Annotated in this window: 26 protein-coding genes and 2 tRNA genes; 16 read left to right on the forward strand and 12 right to left on the reverse strand. The window is 63.8% G+C overall.

Translation table 11 applies throughout. The features are described 5' to 3' along the window. Nucleotides 1–5: 5 nt before the first annotated feature. Nucleotides 6–1271, forward strand: coding sequence for a transcription termination factor Rho (gene rho / locus ACSFBF_RS05810; protein WP_007836663.1), 1266 nt, complete (start codon nt 6–8; stop codon nt 1269–1271). Nucleotides 1272–1325: 54 nt separating this feature from the next. Here rho and ACSFBF_RS05815 read toward each other — a convergent pair whose 3' ends face one another. Then, nucleotides 1326–2393 carry an oxidoreductase gene (locus ACSFBF_RS05815; RefSeq protein ID WP_435465387.1) on the reverse strand — a complete coding sequence of 356 codons (1068 nt, stop codon included), beginning with the start codon at nt 2391–2393 and terminating at the stop codon, nt 1326–1328. Nucleotides 2394–2567: 174 nt separating this feature from the next. On the opposite strand from ACSFBF_RS05815, the gene ACSFBF_RS05820 reads away from it, so the two are divergent. From ACSFBF_RS05820 to ACSFBF_RS05830, 3 genes are all read left to right on the forward strand, one after another. Beyond that, nucleotides 2568–2837 carry a type B 50S ribosomal protein L31 gene (locus tag ACSFBF_RS05820; protein WP_019653042.1) on the forward strand — a complete coding sequence of 90 codons (270 nt, stop codon included), beginning with the start codon at nt 2568–2570 and terminating at the stop codon, nt 2835–2837. 79 nt (nt 2838–2916) lie between these two features. Further along, the gene (locus tag ACSFBF_RS05825) at nt 2917–4653 is read left to right on the forward strand and encodes a hypothetical protein (RefSeq protein WP_435465388.1); all 1737 of its coding nucleotides are present in this window, start codon (nt 2917–2919) and stop codon (nt 4651–4653) included. After that, nucleotides 4653–5996, forward strand: a complete 1344-nt coding sequence (locus ACSFBF_RS05830) for an MATE family efflux transporter (protein ID WP_435465389.1) — start codon at nt 4653–4655, stop codon at nt 5994–5996. Before ACSFBF_RS05825 ends, ACSFBF_RS05830 begins: the two co-directional genes overlap by 1 nt. A gap of 7 nt (nt 5997–6003) precedes the next feature. Here ACSFBF_RS05830 and phoR read toward each other — a convergent pair whose 3' ends face one another. Genes phoR through pstS form a run of 7 tightly spaced genes read right to left on the reverse strand, consistent with a single transcriptional unit; the run spans nt 6004 to nt 12652 of the window. After that, a complete protein-coding gene (phoR, locus tag ACSFBF_RS05835; protein ID WP_435465390.1) occupies nt 6004–7341 on the reverse strand; it encodes a phosphate regulon sensor histidine kinase PhoR in 1338 nt (445 codons plus the stop codon). A gap of 44 nt (nt 7342–7385) precedes the next feature. Next, nucleotides 7386–8078: a phosphate regulon transcriptional regulator PhoB gene (gene phoB / locus ACSFBF_RS05840; RefSeq protein WP_007836652.1), complete on the reverse strand. Its 693-nt coding sequence runs from the start codon at nt 8076–8078 to the stop codon at nt 7386–7388. A 27-nt stretch (nt 8079–8105) separates the two neighbouring features. Beyond that, nucleotides 8106–8807, reverse strand: coding sequence for a phosphate signaling complex protein PhoU (phoU, locus tag ACSFBF_RS05845; RefSeq protein ID WP_093054321.1), 702 nt, complete (start codon nt 8805–8807; stop codon nt 8106–8108). Nucleotides 8808–8823: 16 nt separating this feature from the next. After that, nucleotides 8824–9603, reverse strand: a complete 780-nt coding sequence (gene pstB / locus ACSFBF_RS05850; RefSeq protein WP_021007056.1) for a phosphate ABC transporter ATP-binding protein PstB — start codon at nt 9601–9603, stop codon at nt 8824–8826. 20 nt (nt 9604–9623) lie between these two features. After that, nucleotides 9624–10508, reverse strand: a complete 885-nt coding sequence (gene pstA, locus ACSFBF_RS05855) for a phosphate ABC transporter permease PstA (protein ID WP_435465391.1) — start codon at nt 10506–10508, stop codon at nt 9624–9626. Further along, nucleotides 10505–11587, reverse strand: coding sequence for a phosphate ABC transporter permease subunit PstC (gene pstC, locus ACSFBF_RS05860; protein ID WP_435465392.1), 1083 nt, complete (start codon nt 11585–11587; stop codon nt 10505–10507). The genes pstA and pstC overlap by 4 nt, the downstream gene beginning before the upstream one ends. Nucleotides 11588–11617: 30 nt before the next feature. Beyond that, nucleotides 11618–12652: a phosphate ABC transporter substrate-binding protein PstS gene (gene pstS, locus ACSFBF_RS05865; RefSeq protein WP_435465393.1), complete on the reverse strand. Its 1035-nt coding sequence runs from the start codon at nt 12650–12652 to the stop codon at nt 11618–11620. A 260-nt stretch (nt 12653–12912) separates the two neighbouring features. Between pstS and ACSFBF_RS05870 the strand changes: the two genes are divergently transcribed. After that, nucleotides 12913–14433 carry a Ppx/GppA phosphatase family protein gene (locus ACSFBF_RS05870; protein WP_435465394.1) on the forward strand — a complete coding sequence of 507 codons (1521 nt, stop codon included), beginning with the start codon at nt 12913–12915 and terminating at the stop codon, nt 14431–14433. Between the two features lie 38 nt (nt 14434–14471). On the opposite strand, the gene ACSFBF_RS05875 is transcribed toward ACSFBF_RS05870, so the two are convergent. From ACSFBF_RS05875 to ACSFBF_RS05885, 3 genes are read right to left on the reverse strand one after another with little or no spacing between them, the layout of a single operon-like run. Continuing rightward, on the reverse strand, nt 14472–14933 hold the full coding sequence (locus ACSFBF_RS05875; protein ID WP_176928784.1) for a SixA phosphatase family protein: 462 nt from the start codon (nt 14931–14933) through the stop codon (nt 14472–14474). A gap of 19 nt (nt 14934–14952) precedes the next feature. Further along, a complete protein-coding gene (gene ppk1, locus ACSFBF_RS05880; RefSeq protein WP_435465395.1) occupies nt 14953–17274 on the reverse strand; it encodes a polyphosphate kinase 1 in 2322 nt (773 codons plus the stop codon). Continuing rightward, a complete protein-coding gene (locus ACSFBF_RS05885; protein ID WP_435465396.1) occupies nt 17271–18152 on the reverse strand; it encodes a GNAT family N-acetyltransferase in 882 nt (293 codons plus the stop codon). Before ACSFBF_RS05885 ends, ppk1 begins: the two co-directional genes overlap by 4 nt. Nucleotides 18153–18325: 173 nt before the next feature. On the opposite strand from ACSFBF_RS05885, the gene ACSFBF_RS05890 reads away from it, so the two are divergent. The 6 genes from ACSFBF_RS05890 to ACSFBF_RS05915 all read left to right on the forward strand — a co-directional run bounded on the left by ACSFBF_RS05890 (nt 18326) and on the right by ACSFBF_RS05915 (nt 22919). Further along, nucleotides 18326–20008, forward strand: coding sequence for an FAD-dependent oxidoreductase (locus ACSFBF_RS05890; protein ID WP_435465397.1), 1683 nt, complete (start codon nt 18326–18328; stop codon nt 20006–20008). A 46-nt stretch (nt 20009–20054) separates the two neighbouring features. Beyond that, nucleotides 20055–20327: a UBP-type zinc finger domain-containing protein gene (locus tag ACSFBF_RS05895; RefSeq protein ID WP_435465398.1), complete on the forward strand. Its 273-nt coding sequence runs from the start codon at nt 20055–20057 to the stop codon at nt 20325–20327. Nucleotides 20328–20432: 105 nt separating this feature from the next. Next, nucleotides 20433–21137 carry a glutathione binding-like protein gene (locus tag ACSFBF_RS05900; protein ID WP_435465399.1) on the forward strand — a complete coding sequence of 235 codons (705 nt, stop codon included), beginning with the start codon at nt 20433–20435 and terminating at the stop codon, nt 21135–21137. A gap of 51 nt (nt 21138–21188) precedes the next feature. Next, a tRNA-Pro gene (locus ACSFBF_RS05905) sits at nt 21189–21265 on the forward strand. A gap of 164 nt (nt 21266–21429) precedes the next feature. Next, nucleotides 21430–21506, forward strand: a tRNA-Arg gene (locus ACSFBF_RS05910). 174 nt (nt 21507–21680) lie between these two features. Further along, nucleotides 21681–22919, forward strand: coding sequence for a tyrosine-type recombinase/integrase (locus tag ACSFBF_RS05915; RefSeq protein ID WP_435465400.1), 1239 nt, complete (start codon nt 21681–21683; stop codon nt 22917–22919). On the opposite strand, the gene ACSFBF_RS05920 is transcribed toward ACSFBF_RS05915, so the two are convergent. Beyond that, nucleotides 22916–23332: a hypothetical protein gene (locus ACSFBF_RS05920; protein ID WP_435465401.1), complete on the reverse strand. Its 417-nt coding sequence runs from the start codon at nt 23330–23332 to the stop codon at nt 22916–22918. The genes ACSFBF_RS05915 and ACSFBF_RS05920 overlap by 4 nt on opposite strands. Before the next feature lie 831 nt (nt 23333–24163). Between ACSFBF_RS05920 and ACSFBF_RS05925 the strand changes: the two genes are divergently transcribed. The 5 genes from ACSFBF_RS05925 (at nt 24164) to ACSFBF_RS05945 (ending at nt 26310) form a co-directional block, all read left to right on the forward strand. Continuing rightward, a complete protein-coding gene (locus ACSFBF_RS05925) occupies nt 24164–24499 on the forward strand; it encodes a hypothetical protein (protein ID WP_435465402.1) in 336 nt (111 codons plus the stop codon). A gap of 75 nt (nt 24500–24574) precedes the next feature. Then, nucleotides 24575–25060, forward strand: a complete 486-nt coding sequence (locus tag ACSFBF_RS05930; protein WP_435465403.1) for a hypothetical protein — start codon at nt 24575–24577, stop codon at nt 25058–25060. Between the two features lie 141 nt (nt 25061–25201). Beyond that, a complete protein-coding gene (locus tag ACSFBF_RS05935) occupies nt 25202–25507 on the forward strand; it encodes a hypothetical protein (RefSeq protein ID WP_435465404.1) in 306 nt (101 codons plus the stop codon). 90 nt (nt 25508–25597) lie between these two features. Further along, complete coding sequence (locus tag ACSFBF_RS05940) at nt 25598–25816, forward strand: hypothetical protein (protein ID WP_435465405.1); 219 nt, start codon at nt 25598–25600, stop codon at nt 25814–25816. 59 nt (nt 25817–25875) lie between these two features. Beyond that, nucleotides 25876–26310 carry a hypothetical protein gene (locus tag ACSFBF_RS05945; protein ID WP_435465406.1) on the forward strand — a complete coding sequence of 145 codons (435 nt, stop codon included), beginning with the start codon at nt 25876–25878 and terminating at the stop codon, nt 26308–26310. Nucleotides 26311–26547 lie beyond the last annotated feature (237 nt).

The following is a 26547-nucleotide window of genomic DNA, read 5'->3' on the forward strand; positions in this document are numbered from 1 at the left end:
ATTCCATGCACTTAAACGAACTCAAGGCACTCCACGTGTCTGAAGTCCTCAAGCAGGCTGAAGCGCTTGAGATCGAAAACGTCGGCCGCATGCGCAAGCAGGAGCTGATGTTCGCGATCATCAAGAAACGCGCAAAAGCGGGCGAGCAGGTCTTCGCCGACGGTGTGCTCGAAATACTGCCCGACGGCTTCGGCTTCCTGCGCAGCCCCGACACCAGCTTCACGGCCAGCACGGACGACATCTACATCTCGCCCAGCCAAGTGCGCCGCTTCAACCTGCACACCGGCGACATGATCGAAGGCGAAGTGCGCACGCCCAAGGACGGCGAGCGCTACTTCGCGCTGACCAAGCTCGACAAGGTCAACGACGGTCCGCCAGAGCAGAACAAGCACAAGGTGATGTTCGAAAACCTGACGCCGCTGTTCCCCAAGGAGCAGATGAAGCTCGAGCGCGACGGCATCAAGGGCGACGAGAACATCACGGGCCGCATCATCGACATCATCGCGCCCATCGGCAAAGGCCAACGCGCCCTGCTCGTGGCACCGCCCAAGAGCGGCAAGACGGTGATGATGCAGCACATCGCCCACGCGATCAGTGCTAACTACCCCGACGTTCACATGATGGTGCTGCTCGTAGACGAGCGCCCTGAAGAAGTGACCGAAATGCAGCGCACGGTGAAGGGCGAAGTCATTGCTTCGACCTTCGACGAGCCCGCTGCGCGCCACGTGCATGTGGCCGAAATGGTGATCGAGCGCGCCAAGCGCCTGGTCGAACTCAAGAAGGACGTGGTGATCCTGCTCGACTCGATCACCCGCCTCGCCCGCGCCTACAACAACGTCGTGCCCTCGTCGGGCAAGGTGCTCACGGGCGGCGTCGATTCCAACGCCCTGCAGCGTCCCAAGCGCTTCCTGGGCGCCGCGCGAAACGTGGAAGAAGGCGGCTCGCTGACCATCATCGGCACCGCGCTGATCGATACCGGCAGCCGCATGGACGAAGTGATCTTCGAAGAGTTCAAGGGCACCGGCAACTCCGAAATCCACCTCGACCGCCGCCTGTACGAAAAGCGCGTGTTCCCCTCGATCCAGCTCAACCGCAGCGGCACGCGCCGCGAAGAACTGCTGCTGGCTCCCGAGATCCTGCAGAAGACCCGCATCCTGCGTCAGCTCATGTACAACATGGACGAGATCGAGTCGATGGAGCTGATGCTCAAGAACATGAAGGCGACCAAGACCAATGTCGAGTTCTTCGACATGATGCGTCGCGGCGGCTGAGCACCACGCTCTTCCGCAAAAGCGCGTTGGCCCTCACGGGTCAACGCGCTTTTTTCATGGGCGTCCGGTGCGCAGAGCGCGGCCTTCAAGGGCGCTCTGGCGGCCGAGGTCGAGCAGTTCCATCAGTGCGACGGCCTGCTCGGGCGGCACGGGGTTCGGGCTGCGGCCCAGGATGGCATCGCGCACTGCGGCGTAGTAGTCGACGTAGTTGCCAGCGCGCGTGGGAACGCTGCGCTTGCTGGATGCCCCATCACTGCCAATCAGCGTGAGTTCGCCATCGAGCGGATCTGCACCCCACCCTTCGGCTGGTGGCCGCAGCCCGGCACGCAGCGCATCTTCCTGCGTATCGACGCCGTACTTGACGTAGCTGCCGCGTGTGCCATGGACGATGTAGCGCGGTGCGGCATGCGCCGCCAGCGTTGTCGAATGCAGCACCACGCGCAGCGGCGCGTGCGGCCCGCCGTCGTACCGCAGCACGGCATGAAAGTAGTCCTCGACCACGGCGCCGTCGCGCAGGACCGCGGTGTCGAGTTGGACCGCGTCGGGGCAGCCGAACAGCTGCACCGCTTGGTCGACCAGATGAGAGCCGAGGTCCACCCAAAGACCTGAACCCGGCACGGCCTGCTCGCGCCAGCGCTCCTTCACCTCGGGCCGGAAGCGGTCGAAATGCGACTCCAGGTACACCGGGCGGCCCAGTTCACCGGACGCCAGAACATCCTTGAGGGTCAGGAAATCGGCATCGAAGCGCCGGTTCTGGTAGACCGACAGGACACGATTGTTGCGCATTGACAACAATTCGAGCTCCCTCGCCTCGGCCACATCCAGCGTAAAAGGCTTGTCCACCACTACGTGCTTGCCGGCCTCCAGCGCCGCCCTAGCGACCGGATGGTGCTGGGCATTGGGCGTTGCCACCACGACCATGTCGATGTCGGAACGGGCCACGAGCGCCGCAACGTCGGGCACCACGGCCACACCGGGCCAGTCGGCGTGCACCTTGTGCGGCTGCGAACTCGCCACAGCCGCCAGTTCGAGCCCCGGAACGGCCGAAAGCACGGGTGCATGGAAGGTCTGGCCGGCAAAACCATAGCCAACGAGGCCGACGCGAAGGGGTGCAGAGGTCATGGGAAGGCCTGGTTTGCTCGGAAATGGGGCAGTATGCGATAATCGTGGGCTCCGCGAAAAGTGCGGCTGGACAGCTTCGTCCGGCTTCCTCTGTGGCAGCGCGCCAGATGACTGGCACGCTGGTGGCTCTCGCATCGACCGCGCATTGATTCCAACAGCGCAAAAGGAAAGACCATGGCAAAAGAAGGCATCCACCCGAATTACCGCGAAGTTCTGTTCGTCGACATGTCGAACGGCTTCAAGTTCGTGACCCGTTCGTGCGCGAACACCAAGGAAATGGGCAAGACCGACGACGGTCGCGAACTGCCTCTGTTCAAGCTCGACACCACGAGCGAATCGCACCCGTTCTACACCGGCACGCAGAAGTCGGTCGACAACATGGGCGGCCGCGTCGAGAAGTTCCGCAACCGCTTCGGCAAGACCACCGGCGCTGCTTCGAAGTAAGGCACGCGCTTTTGCGTCGAGGGCAGCCCGGTTTACCGCGCTGCCCTTTTTCTTTCCGAATCCTGCCTTTTTCCGCCACTTGAACCAGCCCACTCCTGCGATCGTTGCCCAGAGCGCCGTGCGCCGGCTGCCGCGCATCGCGTTGCTTCTGCTGTGCGCGGCCTACCTGCTGCCGGGCCTGGTCGGCCGGGGCCCCTGGAAGAGCGCCGACATCACGGCCTTCGGCTACATGTCCGAGCTGGCCCGCAGCACCGAAGGCATCGCGCGCTGGTTCGACCCGATGCTGCTGGGCCTGCGCCCGGAAACACCTGCCCTGATCCCGTACTGGATCGGCGCCCTGGCCATCAAGATCGCCCCGTCGTGGCTGAACCCCGACCTGGCCGTGCGCGTTGCGTTCGCGTTCCTGCTCTGGGGTGCCTTCACCGCCACTTGGTACGCCGTGTACTACTTGGCCCGCACGGCGCGCGCCCAGCCCGTGGCTTTTGCCTTCGGCGGCGAGGCCCGGCCGACCGACTACGCACGTGCCATTGCAGACGGCGGCCTGCTGGCATTGATCGCCTGCCTCGGCCTCGCCCAGCTCGGCCACGAGACCACGCCCGCACTGGCACAGCTGTTCTTCGCCTCGCACCTGTTCTACGGCGTCGCCGCACTGCCCTACCGCCGCGCCGGCCCAGTCATTGCACTGACCGTCGGCACCATCGGCATCACGCTGAGCGGCGCACCCACCGTCGGGCTTGCGCTGGCCATCGGCAGCGCGCTGTACATCGCGTATGAGCGCCGGCTTGCCGCGCAGTCCGAGAGCGAGAACGCCGACAACAACGAAGACAACGGCCCCGGCTACACGCGGGGCGCCCTCTTCACGATGATCGGCATCACCGCGCTGGCGGCAGTACTCGTGTTCGGCCTGAAGCTGCCGACATGGAAGATCACCGTGGTCGGCGGTTCGCTGCTCGGCGACGTGCGCAGCCAAGCCAAGCTGCTGCTGTGGTTCACTTGGCCGGTCTGGCCGCTCGCCATCTGGACGCTGTGGCGCTGGCGGCGCCAGCTCACGTCGCGCCACGTCGCGCTGCCCTTCTGGTTCGCGCTGGTGCCGCTGGCCGCCACCTGGACCACCGACTACTCCGACCGCTCGCTGCTGCTGGCGCTGCCCGCCTTCGCCACGCTCGCCGCATTCGCCCTGCCCACCTTCCGGCGCAGCGCCGCGGCGCTGATCGACTGGTTCAACGTGCTGTTCTTCAGCGGCCTCGCCGTTCTGGGCTGGATCTACTGGATCGCCATGCAGACCGGCGTTCCACCCAAGCCCGCCGCCAGCGTCACACGACTGGTGCCCGGTTTCGTGCCCGAACTCTCGCCCATTGCCGTGGCGCTCGCCGTGGCTGCGACCATCGCCTGGTGCTGGCTGGTGCGCTGGCGCACGGGGCGGCATCGCGCCGCGCTCTGGAAGACGCTGGTGCTGCCAGCCGGCGGCACGGCGTTGTGCTGGATGCTGCTGATGACGCTGTGGCTTCCGCCAATCGACTACGCACGCAGTTTCGCGCCGCAGGTTCGCGCCGTAGCTGAACGCGTCGGCCAGCCGCGCTGCATCGCTGAGCTCGCGCTCAGCCGTCCGCACATCGCGGCGCTGCGCCATCACGGCAACTTCAACGTGCAGCCGCTGCTGCTGGGCACCGACTGCCCATGGCTGCTCGCAAGCCCCGAAACCATCGAGCGCCTGCACACCATCATTCCCTTCGACCAGTGGCGCTTTGCCGGCACGCTGCGCCGCCCCAGCAGCGCGGCTGACGATCTCCTGCTCTACCAGAAGATCACGCCGTAGTGAGGAGCGAACGGGCTCTGATCGCGCGGCACGCGGGCACAGTGCTCGTCGGCCAACTGGCCGTGATGGCCTTCGGCGTGACCGACACCATCATCGCGGGCCGCTACTCCGAGCACGCGCTGGCCGCCCTCTCGGTCGGCGCCGCCATCTTCGTCAGCGTATACGTCTCGCTGATGGGCGTGCTGCAGGCGCTGTTGCCGGTCTGGGCCGAACTGCATGGCGGCGGCCGCGGCAGCGAAGTGGGCCGCTCCGTGCGGCAATCGCTGTACCTCGCGGCCATTGCCGTTGTGGTCGGCATGGCGATCCTGCTGCTGCCGGGCGCGGCCTTGCGATGGACCCAGGTGCCGCCGGAAATGCGCGGCGAAGTCGAAGCCTATCTGGCGGTGCTGGCCTTTGCGCTGGCGCCGGCCCTGCTCTTTCGTCTGTTCAGCACGCTCAACCAGAGCCTGGGCAGACCGCAGCTCGTGACGTGGCTGCAGCTCGGTTCGCTGGTTGTGAAGCTGCCGTTGTCGATCTGGTTCACTTTCGGCGGCGCGGGCCTGCCGGCCATGGGCCTCGTGGGCTGCGGCTGGGCGACGCTGTGCGTGAATTGGGCCATGCTCGGCTGCGCCATCTGGCTGCTGCGCAGTCGCCCGTTCTATCGCAACTACGGGCTCTGGAAGCGCATCGAAGCTCCCGACTGGCAGCAGATCCGCAAGTTCGCGCGGCTCGGCGTGCCAGGCGGCTTGGCGGTGTTGGTCGAAGTGACCTCGTTCACGCTGATGGCCCTGTTCATCGCGCGCCTCGGCACCGCAGCCGCGGCGGCGCACCAGATCGCGTCGAACCTGCTGGCCGTGGCCTACATGACTCCGTTGTCGCTGGCCATCGCAACCAGCGCTCGCGTGAGCTTCTGGCTTGGCGCCGGGGACGCAGCCAAGGCCCGACACGCCTGCCGCCTGGGCTTTGAATTGACGGCGCTGTGTGCACTGGTCTACGCCACCGCCATGGCCGGGCTGCGCTATGAGCTCGCCAACGTGTATTCCGACAACCCGGCCGTGATCGCGATGGCCGGCGCACTGCTGCTGGCCTTGGCGGTGTATCACCTCGCGGATGCTGTGCAGACCTTCTGCGTGTTCGTGCTGCGGTGCTATCGGGTCACGCTGGCACCGCTGGTGATCTATTGCGCGATGTTGTGGGGACTGGGCCTTGGCGGCAGCTATCTGCTCGCGTACCACGGTCTCGGCCCCTGGGCGGCCATGCAGTCGCCGCTGGCGTTCTGGATCATGAGCGCCGCCGCGCTGGCCCTGACGGCCCTGCTGTTCGGCGTGCTGTTGCGCTGGACGATGCGCCAACGCGCGAGATAAGCCGCGTCTACTTGGCCAGCACGCGCGCTTCCCGCACACGCGCTGCCGGGAACAACAGCGCAAAGCGGGAGCCTTTGCCCACCATGCTTTCGATGCGCAGCTCGGCACCATGCCGCTGGGCGATGTGCTTGACGATCGCCAGCCCCAGTCCCGTGCCGCCAGTCTCGCGCGAGCGGCTGCGGTCGATGCGGTAGAAGCGCTCGGTCAGCCGCGGGATGTGCTCGGCGGCGATGCCGGGGCCGGTGTCCTTCACGGCATATTCGCCGCGCCCATCGGGCAGCACCCGCCAGCTCACGGCCACCTCGCCGCCGCCCGGCGTGTAGCGGATGGCGTTGCTCAGCAGGTTCGACATCGCGCTCTGCAGCTCGGTCGGCGCACCCGACAGTTCGGACTCCGCATCGACGCTGAACGACAGTCGATGCCCCTGCGGCGTCAGACGCCCCGACAGCCCTCGGCCCTCGTCTTCGCACTGCGCTAGCAACGCACGAGTGCGGATCCACTGGTTGCCCGAAGGTGCCGCACTCCCCTCCAGCCGCGACAGCGTCAGCAGGTCGTTCACCAGCGTCTCCATGCGGTGCGATTGCTGCCCCATCAGCGACAGATAGCGCGTGCGCTCTTCCGCATCGAGCGGCAGGTTCTGCAGCGTCTCGACGAAACCCGCCAGTACTGTGAGCGGCGTGCGGATTTCATGCGACACGTTGGCCACGAAATCGCGCCGCATCGCCTCGGCCTGCTCCAGCGCAGTGATATCACGCGTCAGCAGCATGCGGCGATTGCCGGCATAGGGATGCACTTGCACCGACAACCGAACCGGATGGCCACGCTGATGCCCATGACCGAGTCCGGAGGCGTCGATGACCACGTCGCGGCTGTAGTTCCAGGATGCGAGGTAGGCCACGAAGGCGGGATCGCGCACGAGGTTGGCGAGGTGCTGCGCCAGATCGCGCTCGGCGTCGATGCCGAACTGGCTGGCCGCCGTCTGGTTGCACCATTCGATACGGCCCTGCTCGTCGAGCAGCACCACGCCATTGGGCGACGCCTGGATGGCCGCCAGGAATTCCTGCAGCCGGTCTTCAGCCTGCCGAGTCTGCTGCTCGCGGTCGCGCAGCAGCTTGCGGATGCGCTCGGACAGCTCGCCCCACACGCCGGCCCCGCGCGACGGCAGGCCGGCGGCGTCGTTGCGCAACACCCGCATCAGCCGCTCGGCACGCCAGGCATCGAGCCCCAGCCAGAGCACTGCACCCAGCCAAGCGCCCAGCCACCCGAACTTCCAGCCAAAAATGGCGACAGCGCCCGCCCCTACTGTGAGAGACGCTATTAAAAATGTAGCAATTCGAAAAGGCATGGCGGGCGATTATCCGCGCCCGCGGCCAAGGGGAGCCACGGCGGTCAAACCGTGACTTGGGCGGTCAGGCGATAGCCCGCTCCGCGGACGGTTTCGACCATCGGTGCCGCCGCACCCAGCGATTCGCGCAGGCGCTTGACGTGCACGTCGACCGTGCGCTCTTCGATGTAAACGTGGTCGCCCCAAACCTTGTCGAGCAGTTGCGCGCGGCTGTGCACACGCTCAGCATGCTGCATCAGGTAAGCCAACAGCTTGAACTCGGTTGGCCCGACCTTCAAGGCGCCGCCCTGCCAGGTCACACGATGCGTGGAGGTGTCGAGCGCCAACTCGCCAATTTCGACGCGCTCCGTGACCACTTCCGGCGCCCGGCGACGCAGCACCGCCCGGATGCGGGCCAGCATTTCCTGGGTCGAAAACGGTTTGGTGATGTAGTCGTCGGCACCGGCGTCGAGGCCAGCGACCTTGTCGGGTTCATCGCCGCGCGCGGTCAGCATCAGGATCGGAATGGCCTTGGTGCGCGGGTCCTTGCGCCACTGGCGCGCGAGCTGCAGGCCGCTCTGGCCCGGCAGCATCCAGTCGAGCAGGATCAGATCCGGCAGGAAGGCGTCGATCTCACGCTGGGCTGCAGCACCATCTTCCGACCAGATTGGCTCGAAGCCGTTATGGCGCAGGTTGACGGCGATCAGCTCGGCGATCGAGGACTCGTCTTCGACGATCAGGACACGGGGTTTCTTCATGCTTTCTTGGGAGTCTTGCCGCTGTTGTTACTGCAGCGCGGACTCGATTTCCTGCATCGAAGTGTGCCGGACATCGGCGCCCTTGACGATGTAGATGATGAATTCGGCGATGTTCTTGGCATGGTCGCCAATACGTTCGATTGCCTTGGCCAGGAACAGCAGGTCCAGGCTGGCGGAGATCGTGCGCGGGTCTTCCATCATGTAGGTGACCAGCTTTCGCACGAACCCGTCGAACTCCTTGTCGATCAGGTCGTCGTCCTTCAGGATGGACAACGCCGCGGAGGTGTCAAGCCGCGCGAAGGCGTCGAGCGCCTTGCGCAGCAGGCCCGAGGCCAGATCGGCCGCAATGCGCAGCTCGGTCGTGGGCAACTGCCGGGCCGAACCGCTCTCGATGATCGACTTGACCATGCGCGCGATCTTGTTGGCCTCGTCGCCCACGCGTTCGAGGTTGGCAGTGGTCTTGCTGATGGCGATCAGCAGGCGCAGGTCGCGTGCCGTGGGCTGGCGGCGCGCAATGATCGACGACAGCTCGCGGTCGATATCGATTTCCATCGCGTTGACGCGCTGCTCGGTTTCCATCACGCGGTCGGCCGCTTCGACGTCGAACTGCAGCAGCGCGTACACGGCCTGGTGAATCTGCGACTCGACCATGCCGCCGAGCTCCATCACGCGCGACGAGACGCCGTTGAGTTCGCTGTCGAACTGGCTGGAAAGGTGTTTCTCGGTCATGTTGTCTCCTTTGACTTCAACCGAAGCGGCCGGTGATGTAGTCCTCGGTCTCCTTGCGCTGCGGCTTGAAGAACATCTGCTCGGTGGCGCCGAACTCGATCAGATCGCCGAGGTACATGTAGGCGGTGTAGTCGCTGCAGCGGGCGGCTTGCTGCATGTTATGCGTCACGATGACCACCGTGTACTCATTCTTGAGTTCGGCGATCAGTTCTTCGATCTTCGCGGTCGAGATCGGGTCGAGCGCCGAGCAGGGTTCGTCGAGCAACAGCACTTCGGGCTTGATCGCGATGCCGCGCGCAATGCACAGGCGCTGCTGCTGGCCGCCGGAGAGGCCCGAGCCGCTTTGCTGCAGCTTGTCGCGTACTTCGGTCCACAGCGCGGCCTTCTTCAGGGCCCATTCAACGCGGTCGTCCATTTCACTGGCCGAGAGGTTCTCGAACAGCTTCACGCCGAAGGCGATGTTGTCGTAAATCGACATCGGGAACGGCGTGGGCTTCTGGAACACCATGCCGACCTTGGCGCGAATCAGCGCCACGTCCTGCTTCGAAGTAAGCAGGTTCTCGCCGTCGAGGGCGATAGTGCCTTCGGCGCGCTGCTCCGGATAGAGCTCGAACATGCGGTTGAATGTGCGCAGCAGGGTCGACTTGCCGCAGCCCGAAGGGCCGATGAAGGCCGTGACCTTGTTCTCGGGAATCTCGAGGTTGATGCCCTTGAGCGCGTGGAACTTGCCGTAGTAGAAATTCAGATCCTTGACCGAGATCTTCGAGCGCGACGGTTGTGCAACGGTATTTGGCATGTTGTCTTCTTCTGCTGGGTTCAGTGTTTGTTGCGCGTCAGGATCCGCGCCAGGATATTGAGGGCGAGCACGGCAATGGTGATCAGGAACACGCCGGCCCATGCCAGCTGTTGCCAGTTCTCGTACGGGCTCATCGCGAACTTGAAGATCGTGACCGGCAGGCTGGCCATCGGCTGGCTCACGTCGGCGGTCCAGAACTGGTTGTTCAGCGCGGTGAAGAGCAGCGGCGCGGTTTCGCCGGCAATGCGCGCCACGGCCAGCAGCACCCCGGTGACCACGCCGGCGCGGGCAGCGCGCAGCGTGATGCTGAGGATGACCTTCCACTTCGGCGTGCCGAGCGCGTAGGCCGCTTCACGCAGGCCCGGCGGCACCAGCTGCAGCATGTTCTCGGTGGTGCGGATCACCACCGGAATCACGATCAGTGCCAATGAGATTGCACCGGCCAGACCCGAGAAAGTCTTGAAATAGGCCACCACCACGGCATAAACGAACAGGCCGATCACGATCGACGGCGCCGACAGCAGGATGTCGTTGACGAAGCGCGTGACCGAGGCGAGCCAGCCCTTGGGGTTGTATTCGGCCAGGTAGATGCCGGCCATGATGCCGATGGGCGTACCCACGAAGGTGGCCAGCATCACCATCACGAACGAGCCGAAGATCGCGTTCGCGATACCACCCGCCTCGTTTGGCGGCGGCGTCATTTCGGTGAAGGTGGCGAGGGCGAGGCCGCCCACGCCCTGGCGCAGCGTTTCCCAAAGGATCCAGACCAGCCAGAACACGCCGAAGGCCATCGCGGCGAGCGACAGCGTGAGCGCGATCTTGTTGACGCGGTTGCGCGAGGCAAACTTGGCCTGGCGCGTTTCGGCCAATGCCTTGGCCGCGAGAAGATTCTGAGCGGTGCTCACGATTTGGTTCCTTCGCTCTTCTTCATCTTGGCCAGCAGCATCTTGGAGAGCGACAGCACGACGAAGGTGATGAAGAACAGCACGAGGCCGAGGTACATCAGCGCGGCCTGATGCAGGCCCGCGCCAGCTTCGGCGAATTCGTTGGCAAGTGCCGAGGTGATGCTGTTGGCAGCCTCGAACACGGAAAGGGAGTTGAGCTGGTTCATGTTGCCGATCACGAACGTGACCGCCATGGTTTCACCCAGCGCCCGGCCGAGGCCGAGCATGATGCCGCCGACGACGCCGGCCTTGGTGTAAGGCAGCACGACCTTGGAAACGACTTCCCAGGTGGTGGAGCCGAGACCATAGGCCGACTCTTTCAACAGCGGCGGCGTCACTTCGAACACGTCGCGCATCACCGAAGCAATGAACGGAATGATCATGATCGCCAGGATGATGCCGGCCGACAGGATACCGATGCCCACCGGCGGGCCGGACACCAGCGCGCCGAGGTACGGCACGCCGCTGAGCAGCTTCTGCAGCGGCTGCTGCACCCAGCTGGAAAGAATCGGGCCGAACACCAGCAGGCCCCACATGCCGTAGACGATGGAAGGCACCGCCGCCAGCAATTCAATGGCCGTGCCCAGCGGGCGCTTGAGCCAGTTGGGCGAGAGTTCCGTCAGGAAAAGCGCAATGCCGAAGCTCACCGGCACCGCAATCACCAGCGCGATGATCGAGGTGGCCAGCGTGCCGTAGATCATGACCAGGCCGCCGTACTCCTCCTTGACCGGGTCCCACACGCTACTCGTGAGAAAGCCGAGGCCGTACTTCGAAATGGCGGGCCAGGCGCCGACAACCAGCGACAACAGAATGCCGATGAGCATCGCGAGCGTCAGCAGCGCGGCGCCCTTGGCGGCCCAGCCGAACAGCCGGTCGGCCATTGGGCCGGAGCGCGGAGCCTTCACGGGCGGCGGGGGTGCAGTGGCACGACCGCGCTCGGCCGCGAGGTCGAGAGAGGTGGTGGCGGCGGGAAAGGTGGATGACACTGGTCGCTCCGGCAAAGACGAAAGCGGCGCGTCCTGGAGCGAAGAATTGCTCATGGGCGCGCCGTCCTGGACTGATGGGTAGGGTTACTTGAACGCGACGGCCTTGCCCGACGCATCCTTCACATCACCCCATGCCTTGGCGATGGTGGCCTTCACGGCGTCAGGCATCGGCACGTAGTCGAGTTCGTCGGCAGTCTTGTCGCCGCTCTTGTAGGCCCAGTCGAAGAACTTGAGCACGGTGGTCGCGTTGGCGGGCTTGTCCTGCACCTTGTGCATCAGGATGAAGGTAGCGCCGGTGATGGGCCATGCGTCCTTGCCGGCCTGGTTGGTCAGCACTTGGTAGAAGCTCTTGTTCCATTCAGCGCCGGCAGCAGCGGCCTTGAATGCCGAGTCGTCGGGCGACACGAAGGTGCCGGCGGCGTTCTGCAGCTGGGCGTACGTCATCTTGTTCTGCTTCACGTAGGCGTACTCGACGTAGCCGATCGAGTTGGGCAGACGGTTCACGAAGGCGGCGACGCCTTCGTTGCCCTTGCCGCCCGCGCCGGTGGGCCAGTTCACGGCCGTACCTTCGCCGACCTTGGTCTTCCACTCGGCGTTGACCTTGCTCAGGTAGTTGGTGAACAGGAAGCTGGTGCCCGAACCGTCGGCGCGGCGAACCGGGGCGATGGCAGCGTCAGGCAGAGCCAGCGAACCATTCAGTGCCTTGATGGCGGGGTCGTTCCACTTGGTGATCTTGCCAAGGTAGATGTCGCCCAGAACCTGGCCGTTGAGCTTCAGCTCGCCGGGCTTGATGCCCTGGATGTTGACCACGGGGATCACGCCACCGATGACGGTGGGGAACTGCATCAGGCCCTTGGCCTGCAGTTCGTCGTCCTTCAGGGGGGCGTCCGATGCGCCGAAGTCGACGGTCTTGGCTTCGATCTGCTTGATGCCGGCGCCCGAGCCAACCGACTGGTAGTTGATCTTGACGCCGGTGGCCTTGTTGAAGTCGGAGGCCCACTTGGCGTACAGCGGCGCCGGGAAGCTGGCGCCGGCACCGGTCACGTCCTGTGCGAAGGCGGGAATGGAGAACACCGCAGCCACGAGGCCGGCTGTTGCAAATTTGAACGTCGTTTTCATGAAGCTTCCTTTAGAAGTAAGAAGTAGTCCCTTTTTTGGGCTTGGACGGACTCTAGAAAGCTTGTGTGACATCAATGTGACACCCCTCTGTCGAGGGAAAATGCCTTTCTTTCCTCGGTGATTCGTGTGACGCTGTCACATAACCGTCATGCGCCGCGCCTAGCCTTCCGAGACTCGCCACTGCGCGATTCGGGAGGTGGCGCGCCCTGTCACGGCGCTACGATCAAACACAAAGACACCGCCTTCTTCTTCAGAACCACATGCAAAACGGCACCCGCCTCGCAGCAGTCGACTTGGGCTCGAACAGCTTCAGGCTCGAAATCGGACAGGTCGACCACGGCCAGATCCACCGCACCGAATATCTCAAGGAGACGGTTCGCCAGGGCAACGGCCTGGACAGCGCACGCAACCTCACGGCCGAGGCCATGCAGCGCGGCTGGGACGCGCTAGCGCGTTTCGGCGAACGCCTGGCCGGCTTCAAGCGCTCGCAGGTTCGGGCCGTGGCCACGCAAACGCTGCGCGAAGCGCGCAACCGCGAAGAATTCCTGTTGCGCGCGCGCACCATTCTGGGCTTCGGCATCGACGTGATCCCGGGCCGGGAAGAGGCCCGTCTCATATATCAGGGCGTAGCGCACATGCTGCCGCACACCGACGCATCTGACAGCGAGCGCCGGCTGGTGGTCGACATCGGCGGGCGCTCCACCGAAATGATCATCGGCCACGCCCTCGAGGCCGACCGCATGGAGTCGTACCGGGTCGGCAGCGTCGCCTGGTCGATGAAGCATTTCGGCGAAGGCCTGTTCACCGCCAGCGCCTTTCGCGCGGCCGAAGTGGCCGCCAAGGCCGTGCTCGACGACGCCCTCGCCACCTACACCCGCGACCAGTGGGACGTGGCCTACGGTGCCTCCGGCACCATCGGTGCCGTCGGCGACGTGCTGGCTGCGGCGGGGGGCGAGCCCGGCCTCGTCACGCGCGAAGGACTCGACTGGCTGCTCGACCGCCTGCTCAAGGCCGGTAGCACAGACAAGCTGCGCATGGACGGCATGCGGGACGACCGCAAGGCCGTCATCGGCGGCGGGGTGAGCGTGCTGCGCGCGGTGTTCGACCTGCTCGGCATCCAGGAGATGAAAGTCGCCCAGGGCGCTCTGCGCCACGGCGTGCTCTATGAATTGCTGGAACGCGACGAAAGCGTGGCCGATATGCGCACCGCCACGGTGGCGCGGCTGGCCAATCGCTTCACCGTCGACACGACTCAGGCCAAGCGTGTGGGCGAAACGGCCGCCGCGCTGTTCGTGCAACTCTCCCCAGCCGCGCGTGGTGGCAGTACATCAAGCCGGGCTGGCCGGGCGTTGCGCAAGCTGGGCTGGGCAGCGCAGTTGCACGAAATCGGCACACTGATCTCGCACAGTGACTATCACAAGCACGGCGCATACATCCTCGACAACACCGACGCGCCCGGCTTCGCGGTGAATGAAATGCACGCGCTCGGCCAGTTGGTGCTGGGCCAGCGCGGCAAGCTGCGCAAGCTGGAAGCATCGCTGGACGACGAGACCTTCGTGATGCAGTTGCTGTCGCTGCGGCTCGCGGTGATCCTGTGTCACGCGCGCCGAGACCCTGATCCGCAGGCGCTGCACCTCGCGGCGCTGGGCGCACGGGCCTTCACCATCGTTTGCGCCCCGGATTGGGCCGAAGCGTTTCCGCAATCGGCGCACCTCCTGCGCGAGGAGGTGCTGGCCTGGCAGAAGATCAGCAGCTGGCGCGTCGAGCTCAGCGGCTGCTGAACTGCGCGCCTTATCTTGGTAGTTAGCTTGGTAGTTAGTTAGAGCAGCTCCGGCGACTGCACCGTCACCACGACGGTCTGCACGTCGCCGTCGCGTTCGCGCGTGCGGATCCACCACAGCGCGCCCTTGCGAACCGGGCAGCTGTCCTGCTTGAGGCCCAGCAGCAGGGAAATGGCCTGCCCCACCGATGGCTGGTGGCCAATCATCAGCACCACCGACTTGCCGTTGGGCCAGCCGGCCGCGCCAAGCAGCGCCTCTGCCGTTGTGTCAGGCGCGAGTTCTGAACGCAGCTTGTATTTGCGGCCCAGCGCCAGCGCAGTCTGTTCGCAACGCCGCGCGGGGCTGCAGATGATGCGCGTGCCGTCCGGCAACTGACGGTCCAGCCAAGTGGCCATCCGCTTGGCCTGCTTTTCGCCGCGCGCGGTGAGGGAGCGCTGCATGTCGTCGCAACCCTCGGTCCAGTCCTCGGCTTCGGCGTGACGCCAGAAGATCAAGTCCATGGTCATCGTCTTTCGATCTTCAGTTGCTGGATGCATCTCTGAGATGCCCTCTGGATGCGTAGCGGTTCATGAGCGCGGCCTGCGCACCGTGGGCCTCGACGACGGGCGATGCGCCCGCTTCGCCCGAATGCGTATCGTGATCGACGCGCGTGTAGATGCCGTCCGCGCCCAGATCCCAGGCGTCGCGTCCATCGTGCAGGTAGGCCACCAGACACTCGTCGATCAGCCGCTGGCGCAGTCCCGGATCGGTCACGGGCCACGCAAGCTCGATGCGCCGCATCATGTTCCGGTTCATCCAGTCGGCGCTCGACAAGTACAGCGATTCATCCTCGCCATTGCGGAAATAGAAGACCCGCGAATGCTCGAGGAAGCGGCCGATCACCGAGCGCACGCGGATGTTGTCGGTGAGACCCGGCACCTGTGCGGGCAGCGTGCATGCGCCGCGCACGATCAGGTCGATCTTCACGCCCTTCTGTCCCGCGCGGACCAGCGAGGCGATGATTTCATCGTCGGTCAGTGCATTCATCTTGGCGACGATACGCGTCGACTGGCCGGCCGCTGCGGCCAGGCCCAGCGCATCGATCTGCGCCACGATATTCTTGTGCAGGTCGAACGGCGCCAGCCACATGCGGTTGAGCTTGGGCAAACGGCTCTGGCTCGCCAGATGCACGAACACGGCCTCCATATCGGCCGTCAGCATCGGATCGGCCGTGAGGTGGCTGATGTCGGTGTAGAGCCTGGCGGTGCGCGGGTTGTAGTTGCCTGTGGAAAGATGGCCGTAGCGGCGCAATTGCTTGCCCTCGCGCCGCGTCACCAGCAGCATCTTGGCGTGGGTCTTCAGGCCGACCACGCCGTACACCACCTGCGCGCCGATCGATTCGAGCATTTCAGCCCAGTTGATGTTGGCCTCTTCGTCGAAGCGCGCCTTCAGCTCGACCACCACCGTGACTTCCTTGCCGCGGCGCACGGCTTCGCGCAGCAGATCCATCATTTCCGAATCGGCACCTGTGCGGTAGATGGTCTGCTTGATCGCCAGCACCTGCGGGTCGAGCACCGCTTCGCGCAGGAAGGCCAGCACGCCCTCGAAGCTTTCGAAGGGCTGGTGAATCAGCACATCGCCGCGCTGCAGCCGCTCGAAGAACGACTGCCCGGGCGACAGAGCAACGGGGTAGGAAGCCGGATACGGCGGAAAGCGCAGTTGCGGCTCGTCGAGCAGGTCGGCCAGTTGCGTGAGCCGGGCCAAGTTGACCGGGCCATGCACGCGGTACAGCGCCTCGGGCGGCAGGTTGAACTGCGCCAGCAGGAAGCTCGCAAGAGACTCGGCGCAACTCGCCGACACTTCCAGCCGTACGGCCTGGCCATAGTGCCTGTGCTGCAGCCCCTGGCGCAACGCGGTGCGCAGGTTCTTGACGTCTTCCTCGTCCACCGCAAGGTCGGAATGCCGGGTGACGCGGAACTGCGAGAAATCGCCCACCTCGCGCCCCGGGAACATGCTCGCCAGATGCGCGCGCACCACGCTAGACAGCGCCACGAACAGCGTCTTGCCGTCCGACACCTTGGCCGGCATCTTGATGAGGCGCGGCAGAACTCGCGGCAGCTTGACGATCTGGATCGGGTTTTCGCGCCCGAAAGCATCCTTGCCACCCAGCCTCACGATGAAGTTGAGCGACTTATTGGCCACCTGCGGGAACGGGTGCGCCGGGTCGAGCCCGACCGGAATCAGCAGCGGGCGCACTTCGCGCTCGAAATACTCGCTGACCCACTTGCGCTGCGCCGGGTTGCGCTCGCCATGCGAAATGATGTGGATGCCGTGCGTCGCAAACGTCGGCATCAGCTCGTCGTTGTACAACGCGTACTGGCGCGCCACGAGCTTGTGGGCTGCCTCGGCCAGCCGTTCGAACGACTCGACCGTGTAGGTGCCCTTGTGGTCCCCAGCGCTGCCCGCGATCAAGTGCGGTGCGGCGCGGACTTCGAAGAACTCGTCGAGATTCGACGAAACGATGCACAGGTAGCGCAGCCGCTCGATCAGCGGCACCTCTTTGCGATGCGCCCAGTCGAGCACGCGCTCGTTGAACGAAAGAATGCTGTGGTCGCGGTCCAGCAATGTGAACGTGGGTGCCGCAACGTCAAGCGACGGATCTGCGGGGGCGGATGACATGGACACTGATTCTGGAGCAAGCGGCACAGGAGAACACGTAGGCTGAAATATGACAGTGTCAGCCCCTCTTGTGACAGTTCCATGACTGTCTCGTGACGCCTCTGAGCCAGTCGCGTGCTGGCTGGCAGCACCAAGCGGAGAAGCGGGCGGCCCGGTTTCGGGCCGGTCGGCCGCCGGCTTCATGCGCCCAGAAAGTGCTTGCGGTAGCGCGCCGGCAGGTCGTCGATGCGCATCAGCATCGGCAGGTCAGCGGCGTTGAAATCCGGATCCCAGGCGGGCGCACCGAGCACCTTCGCGCCCAGGCGCAGGTAGCCCTTGATGAGCGCTGGCGGCTCCACGTCGAGCGTACTGTCGAGCCGCTCGACCGGCAACGGCAGGCGGGGCTGCACCTGATACTGGATCGGTGCCATGTGCTTGGCCGACACCTGGCGCCAGATGCTGGCTGCGGCGTCACCGTTCGTGACACCGTTATGTGACATCGGAATGCTCGCGCAACCGATCATCGTGTCCAGTTTGTTGCGGTGCATGAAGCCGGCCAGCGCGCCCCAGAGCGCGAGGATCACGCCGCCCTGGCGGTGGTCGGGATGCACGCAGCTGCGGCCCAGCTCGACCATGCGCTCGCGCAGGTCGCGCAGGCGGGTGAGGTCGAATTCAGTATCGCTGTAGGTACTGCCGACGCGACGGGCCTGGGCGGGCGTGAGCACACGATAGGTGCCGATGACCTGCCGGGTCAGTTCGTCGCGCACCAGCAGGTGCTCGCAGAAGTCGTCGAACAGGTCGATGTCGTGGCCGGCCAGCGGCGACGAGACCCGGGCGCCCATTTCGCCGACGAACACGTCGTAGCGAAGGCGTTGGGCGGCGCGCACGTCGTCAAGGTTGCGGGCCCAGCCCACGGTGATGCCTTGCTTGGACTCGACGACCGGCGGCAGGATGACAGCAGGTGCCTGGGGCACCGATGTGCGGGCAGCAACGGTGGCCACACCGGTTGCAGGAGCGGGCCACAAGGCCGCGCGCAGCCCGATCTGCGAAAGCGGAAACGTCGGGTTGGGCAGTTCTTTCATGGGGAACCCTTTCTGCCGAGGGAGTCTCCGCACCTGCGATGAAGCGGGCATGTCAGGAACATTGCAGGCACGTGACGTTGTTACAGCCCAAAGCCGCCTCTGAAACGCCTGCAAACCGCTTGGTGCCGCTTCGTCGTCTAATGCGGTGGATTCGCGAAATGGAGCTTTCACCCATGGCCACCACCAACGCAACCGGCACCGACAGCAGCCGCCTTCACCAGACTTTTCCAGTCCTCAGTGACACGGAGATTGCGCGCATTGCACGCTTTGGCAGCGTGCAGCAGTTCGCGCGTGGTACCAGACTATTTACAGCAGGCGAAACCGGCCCCGGCATGTTCGTGCTGCTGAAAGGCGTTGTCGCTGTCACGCAACGCGACGGCCTTGGCCATGTGGTGCCGATCGTGCGACAAGGGCCAGGCGAATTCCTGGCCGAAGTCGGCCAGCTGAGCGGCCGCCCTGCCCTGGTTGACGGCCATGCCGACGAAGACGTCGAGGCGCTGCTCGTATCGCCCGCGCAACTGCGCGCGCTGCTGGTGGCCGAAGCCGACTTGGGCGAGCGCATCACCCGCGCGCTGATCTTGCGGCGCGTGGCGCTGATCGAGTCCGGCGCCAGCGGCCCGGTGCTGATCGGCCAGCCCCAGTCGCCCGACATGGCGCGACTGGAAAACTTCCTTCGCCGCAACGGCTATCCATATCACCTGGTCGACGCCGCCGAAGACCCCGACGCGGCTGCGCTGCTCGCGCAGTACGGCGCCAGCAAACTGCTGGCCGTGTGCCCTGACGGCTCGGTGCTGGTCAACCCGGCCGACGAGGCGCTGGCGCGCTGCCTCGGCATGGTCGACACCGCCGAGCGCAACGAGCTGTTCGACGTGGCCGTCGTCGGCGCGGGGCCAGCCGGTCTGGCAACTGCGGTCTACGCGGCCTCGGAAGGCCTGCGGGTGATCGTGCTCGACTGCCGCGCCTTCGGCGGCCAAGCCGGCGCCAGCGCACGCATTGAAAATTACCTGGGCTTTCCCACCGGCATCTCGGGACAGGCGCTGGCGGGGCGCGCATTCGTGCAGGCGCAGAAGTTCGGCGTCGAGATGCTGATTCCGGCCAAGGTCGCGTCGCTCGACTGCTCGCGCAACAACCCGCTCGAAAGCCTTGCCATCGCGCTGTCCGACGGCCGCACGATCCACGCGCGCACGGTGGCCATCGCCAGCGGCGCGCGCTACCGCCGCCCCGATGTTCCGCGCCTCGCCGAATTCGAAGGCCGCGGCGTCTGGTACTGGGCCTCGGCCATCGAGGCGAAGATCTGCTCGCAGCAAGAAGTGGCGCTGGTCGGCGGCGGCAACTCGGCCGGCCAGGCCGCTGTATTCCTGTCGCGCCACGCGGCCAAGGTCAACGTGCTGGTGCGCGGGCCGTCGCTGGCGGCCAGCATGTCGCGCTACCTGATCGACCGCATCGAGGCCACGCCAAACATCTCGCTGCAGCCGCACACCGAGCTTGTGCGCCTGCATGGCGGCTCGGACGAAGGCCTCACCGGGGCGACATGGCGCTGTCATACCTCAGGCAACGAACATGACTGTGCGGCGCGCAACATCTTCCTGTTCGTGGGTGCGGAGCCTGAGACTTCGTGGCTCGACGGCTGCGGCGTGGCGGTCGACAAGCATGGCTTCGTGCTGACCGGTGCCGCCGCCAGCAGCGGCTTTCCGGCGCGACCGTCTACGGCGCTCGAATCGAGCGTGTCGGGCGTGTTCGCCGTGGGCGATGTGCGCTCAGGCTCCGTCAAGCGCGTAGGCGGCGCCATCGGCGAAGGAGCGGCCGCGGTCGCGCTGATTCATCAGCACCTGTCGCAGGCCTCGGCCGTAGCATGAGAGGCGCATTCCAATCAAACCATCGTCAAGACAAAGGAGCCCGAAGTTGCCCATCAAGCCCTGCGACCACGTGCCCGCCGAGATCGCGCAGCCTCATATCCAGCGCGGCCAACGCGGCTGCGAAGACTGCCTGAAGACCGGCGATACCTGGGTCCACCTTCGCCTGTGCGTGCACTGCGGCCACGTGGGTTGCTGCGATTCGTCGAAGAACCGTCATGCGACAAGGCACTCGCACGCCGAAGGCCACCCCGTCATCCAGTCGCTCGAACCCGGCGAAGACTGGATGTGGTGCAACGCGCACGAGAAGCAGGTCGGCTGAGATTTCGTCGGGCAGATTGCGAATGAATTCCCGCGCCTGCACGCGTTTGAACTCGCACGTATAAGCTGCCGGGCTCGCATCAAATCCACCGGAGTGCCAGACAACATGCCTGCATCGCCCATCGAGGTCTATTCGTGGCCCACGCCGAACGGCCACAAGATTCACATCATGCTGGAGGAGTGCGGCCTGCCGTACCACGCGCACCCCGTGAACATCGGCAAGGGCGACCAGTTCGCGCCCGACTTCCTGCAGATCAGCCCTAACAACAAGATCCCCGCCATCACCGACCCCAACGGTCCGGACGGCAAGCCGATCTCGCTCTTCGAATCAGGCGCCATCCTCGTCTACCTCGCGGGCAAGACCGGAAAGTTTCTGCCCACCGGCGACCGCGAGCGCTACGACGTGCTGCAGTGGCTCATGTTCCAGATGGGCGGCGTCGGCCCCATGCTCGGCCAGGCGCACCACTTCCGCCTGTACGCACCCGAGAAGATCGCCTATGCGATCGACCGCTACAGCAACGAAGCCAAGCGCCTCTATGGCGTGATCGACAAGCAGCTGTCGAAGAACAAGTTCATTGCCGGCAAGAGCTATTCGATTGCTGACATCGCCATCTTCCCGTGGCTGCGCAGCTGGGAAAACCAGGGCATCACCCTCACCGACTTTCCGCACCTGAAAGAATGGTTCGACGGCATCGCCGCGCGCCCCGCCGTGCAGCGCGGCGTGAAGGTGCTGGCCGATCTGCGCCAGCCGATCACCGGAGACAAAGAACGCGAGATTCTTTTCGGCAAGACGCAGTACGAGAAACGCTGACTGAGAAACTTCGGGAACCGGCCAATATCCGGGCTAGAATAGAAGGCTTGTCGGGGTGTAGCGCAGCCTGGTAGCGCATCTGGTTTGGGACCAGAGGGTCGAAGGTTCGAATCCTTTCGCCCCGACCATAAAAATGAAATGCACACAGTCACTCGCGGGCTGTGTGCATTTTTCGTTTCGGGTCGTGGAGTGCGGCGAGCCAAGGGGTGGAACTCGGTAGAATCCGCCGCTGCTGCTTAAGAGAAAAGCCTCCTAAGTCATTGATTTTCTTGGCTTCTCTCCAGCCTGAAATCTGCCCGTAGCTCAGTTGGATAGAGCACCTGCCTTCTAAGCAGGTTGTCGGGGGTTCGATCCCCTCCGGGCAGGCCAATCCAGTCCTCCACGAAGCCCCACAAGGCTCCACGAGCACCCACTTTCCCTCTGCAGAAGCCCTTCCTTTTGCTCCACGAGCAACCACGATGAACCGGTGAGATTCATCAATCTTGGGGGAACAAACGGGGGAACGGGTACAGTTTCGACCCCTGTTGTCGAATTTGTTCCCCCATGCTTACCGACACCGCCTGCAAGAAGACCATTTGCCCCGCCGATAAGCTGCGGTTGCGCCTATCCGACTCCGGAGGCCTCTACCTGCAGCTCGAGCCCAGCGGCTCGAGGCGGTGGTTCTGGAAGTACCGCTTCGACGGCAAGGAAAAGCGTTTGGCGTTGGGCAGCTACCCCGAGGTGACACTAAAGGCTGCGCGCACCGGCCGTGACGATGCGCGCAAGATCCAACAGCAAGGCGTCGATCCCGCACAGCGCCGGCAACTTGAGAAGCTCGAGCGCAAGGTCGACAGCGACGCCAGCTTCGAGGCGGTGGCGCGCGAGTATCACAAGACCAAGAGTTCGTCATGGAGCCCGCGCTACGCCGAGCGCTGGATCTCGATCATGGAGAAGGATGCCTTCCCCTGGCTCGGTAGCCTGCCGCTCTCCATCATCACGGCCCCCATGCTGCTGCAGGTACTGCGTCGCATCGAGGCCCGCGGCGCGCACGAGACCGCGCACACGCTGCGCCAGTGGTCTGGCCAGGTCTTTCGCCACGGCATTGCAACTGGGCGCTGCACCAGCAACCCAGCGCCCGACCTGCAGGGCGCGCTGGTGCCGGTGCAGGTTAAGCACATGGCTGCGGTGCTGGAACCGGTGAAGGCCGGCGAGCTCATGCGCGCGATCGCTGCCTACGCTGGCCAGCCCGCCACGCGTGCTGCGCTGCACCTATCCGCCCTACTCTTCCAGCGGCCCGGCAACATCCGGCAGATGCGTTGGGCGAACGTCGACCTCGAGAAAGCGTTGTGGACAATCCCTGCAGCGGACATGAAGCGCACGAAGACCGCCAAGATCAACGGCCGGCCGCACCTGGTGCCTCTGCCCATGCAGGCCGTCGCGATCCTGGAAGACCTCAAGCCGCTCACGGGCCACGGTCAGTACGTGTTCCCGAGCCTGCTGACCGGCGAGCGCCCGATGAGTGACAACACCGTGAACACCGCGCTGCGCCGCATGGGTTTCGACAACACCGAGATGACAGCTCACGGCTTCCGCGCGATGGCGCGCACGATCATGGTCGAGCAGATGGACGTTGAGGCAGAGGTGATCGAGGCGCAGCTCGCGCACGGCAAGAGCGGGCCGTTGGGAGCCGCCTACGATCGCGCAGAGTTTGTCGTGAAACGACAGAAGATGATGCAACTCTGGGCCGATCACCTCGATGAACTGCGCCAGGGTGCGAAGATCATCGCCTTCAAGGCGGCTTAGCGGCTACCCCGACTGCCGGCAACGCGGTCGGCTTCTGGGGCAGACGACGGAGAGGTAGTTGCTGGGGGCGCTGCAGGCGGCGGCCGCGTGCCCCCGTTTGCCCCGTCCTTGCTGCCGAAGTAATAGCCCAGGATCAACGTGATGATGGGCGGGATGACAGTCTTACATCCGTCGAAGATCTCTTTGCCGGCTTTATCGGCGCCACTCTGGCCCCAGTAGTACATGGCCATTGAGAGCGCGAATAGCATGCCGAGCCCAGTCAAGGTCACGGCTGCGAAGTGCAACTGCCGTGTCGAATGATCCGGTGGACCGCCCCTCTCCAGGTAGAAGGAATATCCAATCGCCGCGAATATTAGGACTACGACGATCAGAAGCCCAAAGGCAAAGGTCAGCACATTCGAACTATTCGCCATGATGCGCAACTCCTCCAAGAGGCAGCCAATATGCCTGAGATCGCACTGGAGTGGAATCCTCAGATCTACTGCATCCGTTCTTGCATCAAGGCGTCTGCATGCCGCTCGCAGATGGTGCCGGCGGCGCCGCGTTCGTCAGCGATTGCCGCCAGTTCTCTCGCTCGCGCGTCACCTGATCTTTCTGCCAGTTGCGCCACCAGCATCCACCACGGAACATGGCAGCGACCTCAACAGCGGAGCGCCGACATGTCTTCTGTGGAACTTGGCGATTTCTTCGAGTCCGGCGGCTACTTCGTCCACGTCGCGACAGCCTTCCATCACGGCTCGTGGTTGCCCGGCCGCGCTGGCGCTCCACTGTGCCGGCCTTGGTCTGCAGCACTGGAGTGCGGGTCAGGCTGGACGTCTTGAGTCTGGGCTTCAGGGTTGCGAGTGCCATGAGGTTCGTCCTCCGTTGGACACAGCCCTCCGTCCTTGAGACGCCTCGGATGATCAAGAAACCCATGTTTATGGGATACCCGAGATGACCCAACCGGTCACGATCACTAGCGCCAACTACTGGAGGAAAGAATGAAGTTGAATATCCGGCGGAATGCTGTCGTCCTGGCGGCAATCGCACTGACTGTGTCACTGGCATTCGCTGCGCCTCAAACCACACGGGTGAAAGGAGGAGACGGCCAGACGGTCACGATAACCACGTCTGGGGGGTCAACGAAAGTCACTCGTGGCGGTGTTTCCGACACCAGTAACGAGTCGCACAAAGAAGCAGTCCGCCGCGTTAAACGCGAAATTGCGGATCGAGAACGCTAGACAGAGCTTTCAGCGGGAGACAACGTGGCAATTCTCGTAAACACAGACAACAGCGCCGCACTGTTAACGGCAATCAGGAAGTTCATCGACGACAAGTTGGTGGTGACATGGTCGTATGACGCGGACGGTGACTTCACTCACGACGTCGATCAATGGAGAAACAAGGCTTGGCTCCGACCGACAGTGGAAAAAAATCGGCTCGTGTTCGGCATCCTCACCCCAAAGGACGCGGACTTGACTCACGTCCTCTACGGCGTGTACCACGGTCGTTTTATGGAAATGCTTTTGACGCACCACACCGCACTGTTCGTGGAGTGCTCCGCGACAGCTGACGTACTAGCGCCTTATGACATCGTCTGAGTCCAGTCGGCCCGCCGTCAGCCACCTCAGCTTTCGACGAGCTGAAACAGCCTGATCGCGACTATCAATCTTGCTATGACACCAGCCGAACTTCTCAATGCGCTCACCCCACTTGCCGCTCGCATAGCCTCGTTTATTTCTACGGGTGCGCAATACGAGGTCTCGGCCCAGTCGGACATGGCCCTTCAAATCCTGGCTCACTTCAATGTCATGGGTCGGGAACTGCCCTACCCTGGCTCACGAAAGACCTGTGATCTTGTCTATGGACATGAAGGAGAACAGTACTGGGTAGAGCTCAAAGTCGAAAGCGCCCACCACGCAGGTACATATGCGGGCAAGCCGAGTATGGATGCCGCGATCATGAGTGACATCACCAAACTACGGACGCTAGCCCCCGCAGGTTCAAATCGCTGGATGATTGTTGTTGCTTACAGTGTGGAAGGACGCGCAAGACTCGATTGGCTGAACATGACCTATGGTCTAACTTGCATGTGGAAAGGTGACCACATATCCATCGCGATATTCAATGCCATGGGTGACGACACCACTTGGATCCCATAGAGCCGAAGTCAATGGTCAAGTACGAAGCGCGACGGACTTCTGCTGGCCTACCAATCAGTAAAGCGACCGAGCAGGCATGCACCTAGAGCGTCACAAACGTTTGTTGCTAATTTCTAACGCACCATCACGCACTCAATCACTATGGCCCACTTCATCCTCACTTTTCGGATCGCATCTGACAAGGGTTATCAAGATCGATACGACTCCTTTGTAGACGCGGTCCACAAGCTCGCCGGAGGCCCAGGAAAAGTCTGGGACGAAACCACTTCTTTCTATGTTTTCTCGGCAAACTCTACCGCCCAAAACGTCTTGAATACTCTCTATGTCGGAAGCGATTTCGATTCCACAAAAGACATCATGGTTGTCATCGACGTGGGCAACCGCGCCAAGGCCACGATTGGCCCCTTGAAGTACGAGGTACTTCTAAGCAGCTATCTCGGGTATTGACGAAATCCGACTCGGATTGAGGAGAAGTTCGACCTTCTCGGCAAAATATCCGAGACGCTACGATGGCGCACCAACTTCGAGGAGAGATATATGAGCGGGACAGGCTTTGGCGCAACGATCATCCTGGTATTGATGCTTTTCGGCATCTTGGTGGCGATCTTGTGGGTGCTGATGCCCTTCGCGATCTTTGGGACGAAAGATCTGCTGCGAACACTCATCCAAGAGCAAAAGCGCACCAATGATCTTCTGCAAGCCCAGGTGGACCGAGCGAAGGTGGTCCGCGAAGACGCGCAGAGCCTAGGCCAATGACTAGCGGCCGCTTGTCGTTGACGCTTCCGCCGTTGCGCATTCAACAAGTTACACGCCCAATGGCTCATCTGATCGCAGCTCGCGATTTCATCGCCGGCATGAAAGCGCTCGAGACCTCGGGTCAGGCACTCGATAGGTCACTCGCATTGCTAGCAGGGCAAGCCGTTGAGTCACTGCTGGAGGGGTACATCCTAGCGTCACTGTCGCCCGGGGAACCATCACGCGATGGAGGGCACGATCTCGAAAAACTGTGGACCGCGGCGGCATCACGTGGTCTTGGGGTGCCGACAGATCCACCCTCTTGGCTCAAGATATTGGCTCAAGGACATCGCTCGCCTTTCCCCGTTAGATATCAGGCTGTCAAAGACAAAGGCATCAAGACCTTTGCACATGGGTCAAGCTATGCGCCCATGAGCGTTCTAGTGCAGGAGATTCCGAAGCTTGAATCTCTTGTAGCCCAGCGAATAGAGACGCATCAAAGAGACAACGGCTAGAAGGGGCATGGCCGCTACTCGAGCAGCATCAGGTCGTGTTGAAGGGCGCATGCCCTATAGCAATGCGTAGTTGCGCGTATGGCGCGCCCCCCTCGGCGACAATCGCAGGCAATGAGGTTCCCTACGGCCAGATCACATTGGGCCTGGCACCCTCATACTGAGCGCCCGCGCGCCCGCAAGTGCACTCCGCGCGAGTACGCTCAAAGCGGGGGAACAGACGGGGGAACATTTCGCTGT

It is taken from the genome of Variovorax nivicola (assembly GCF_051216475.1).
Lineage (GTDB): Bacteria > Pseudomonadota > Gammaproteobacteria > Burkholderiales > Burkholderiaceae_C > Variovorax.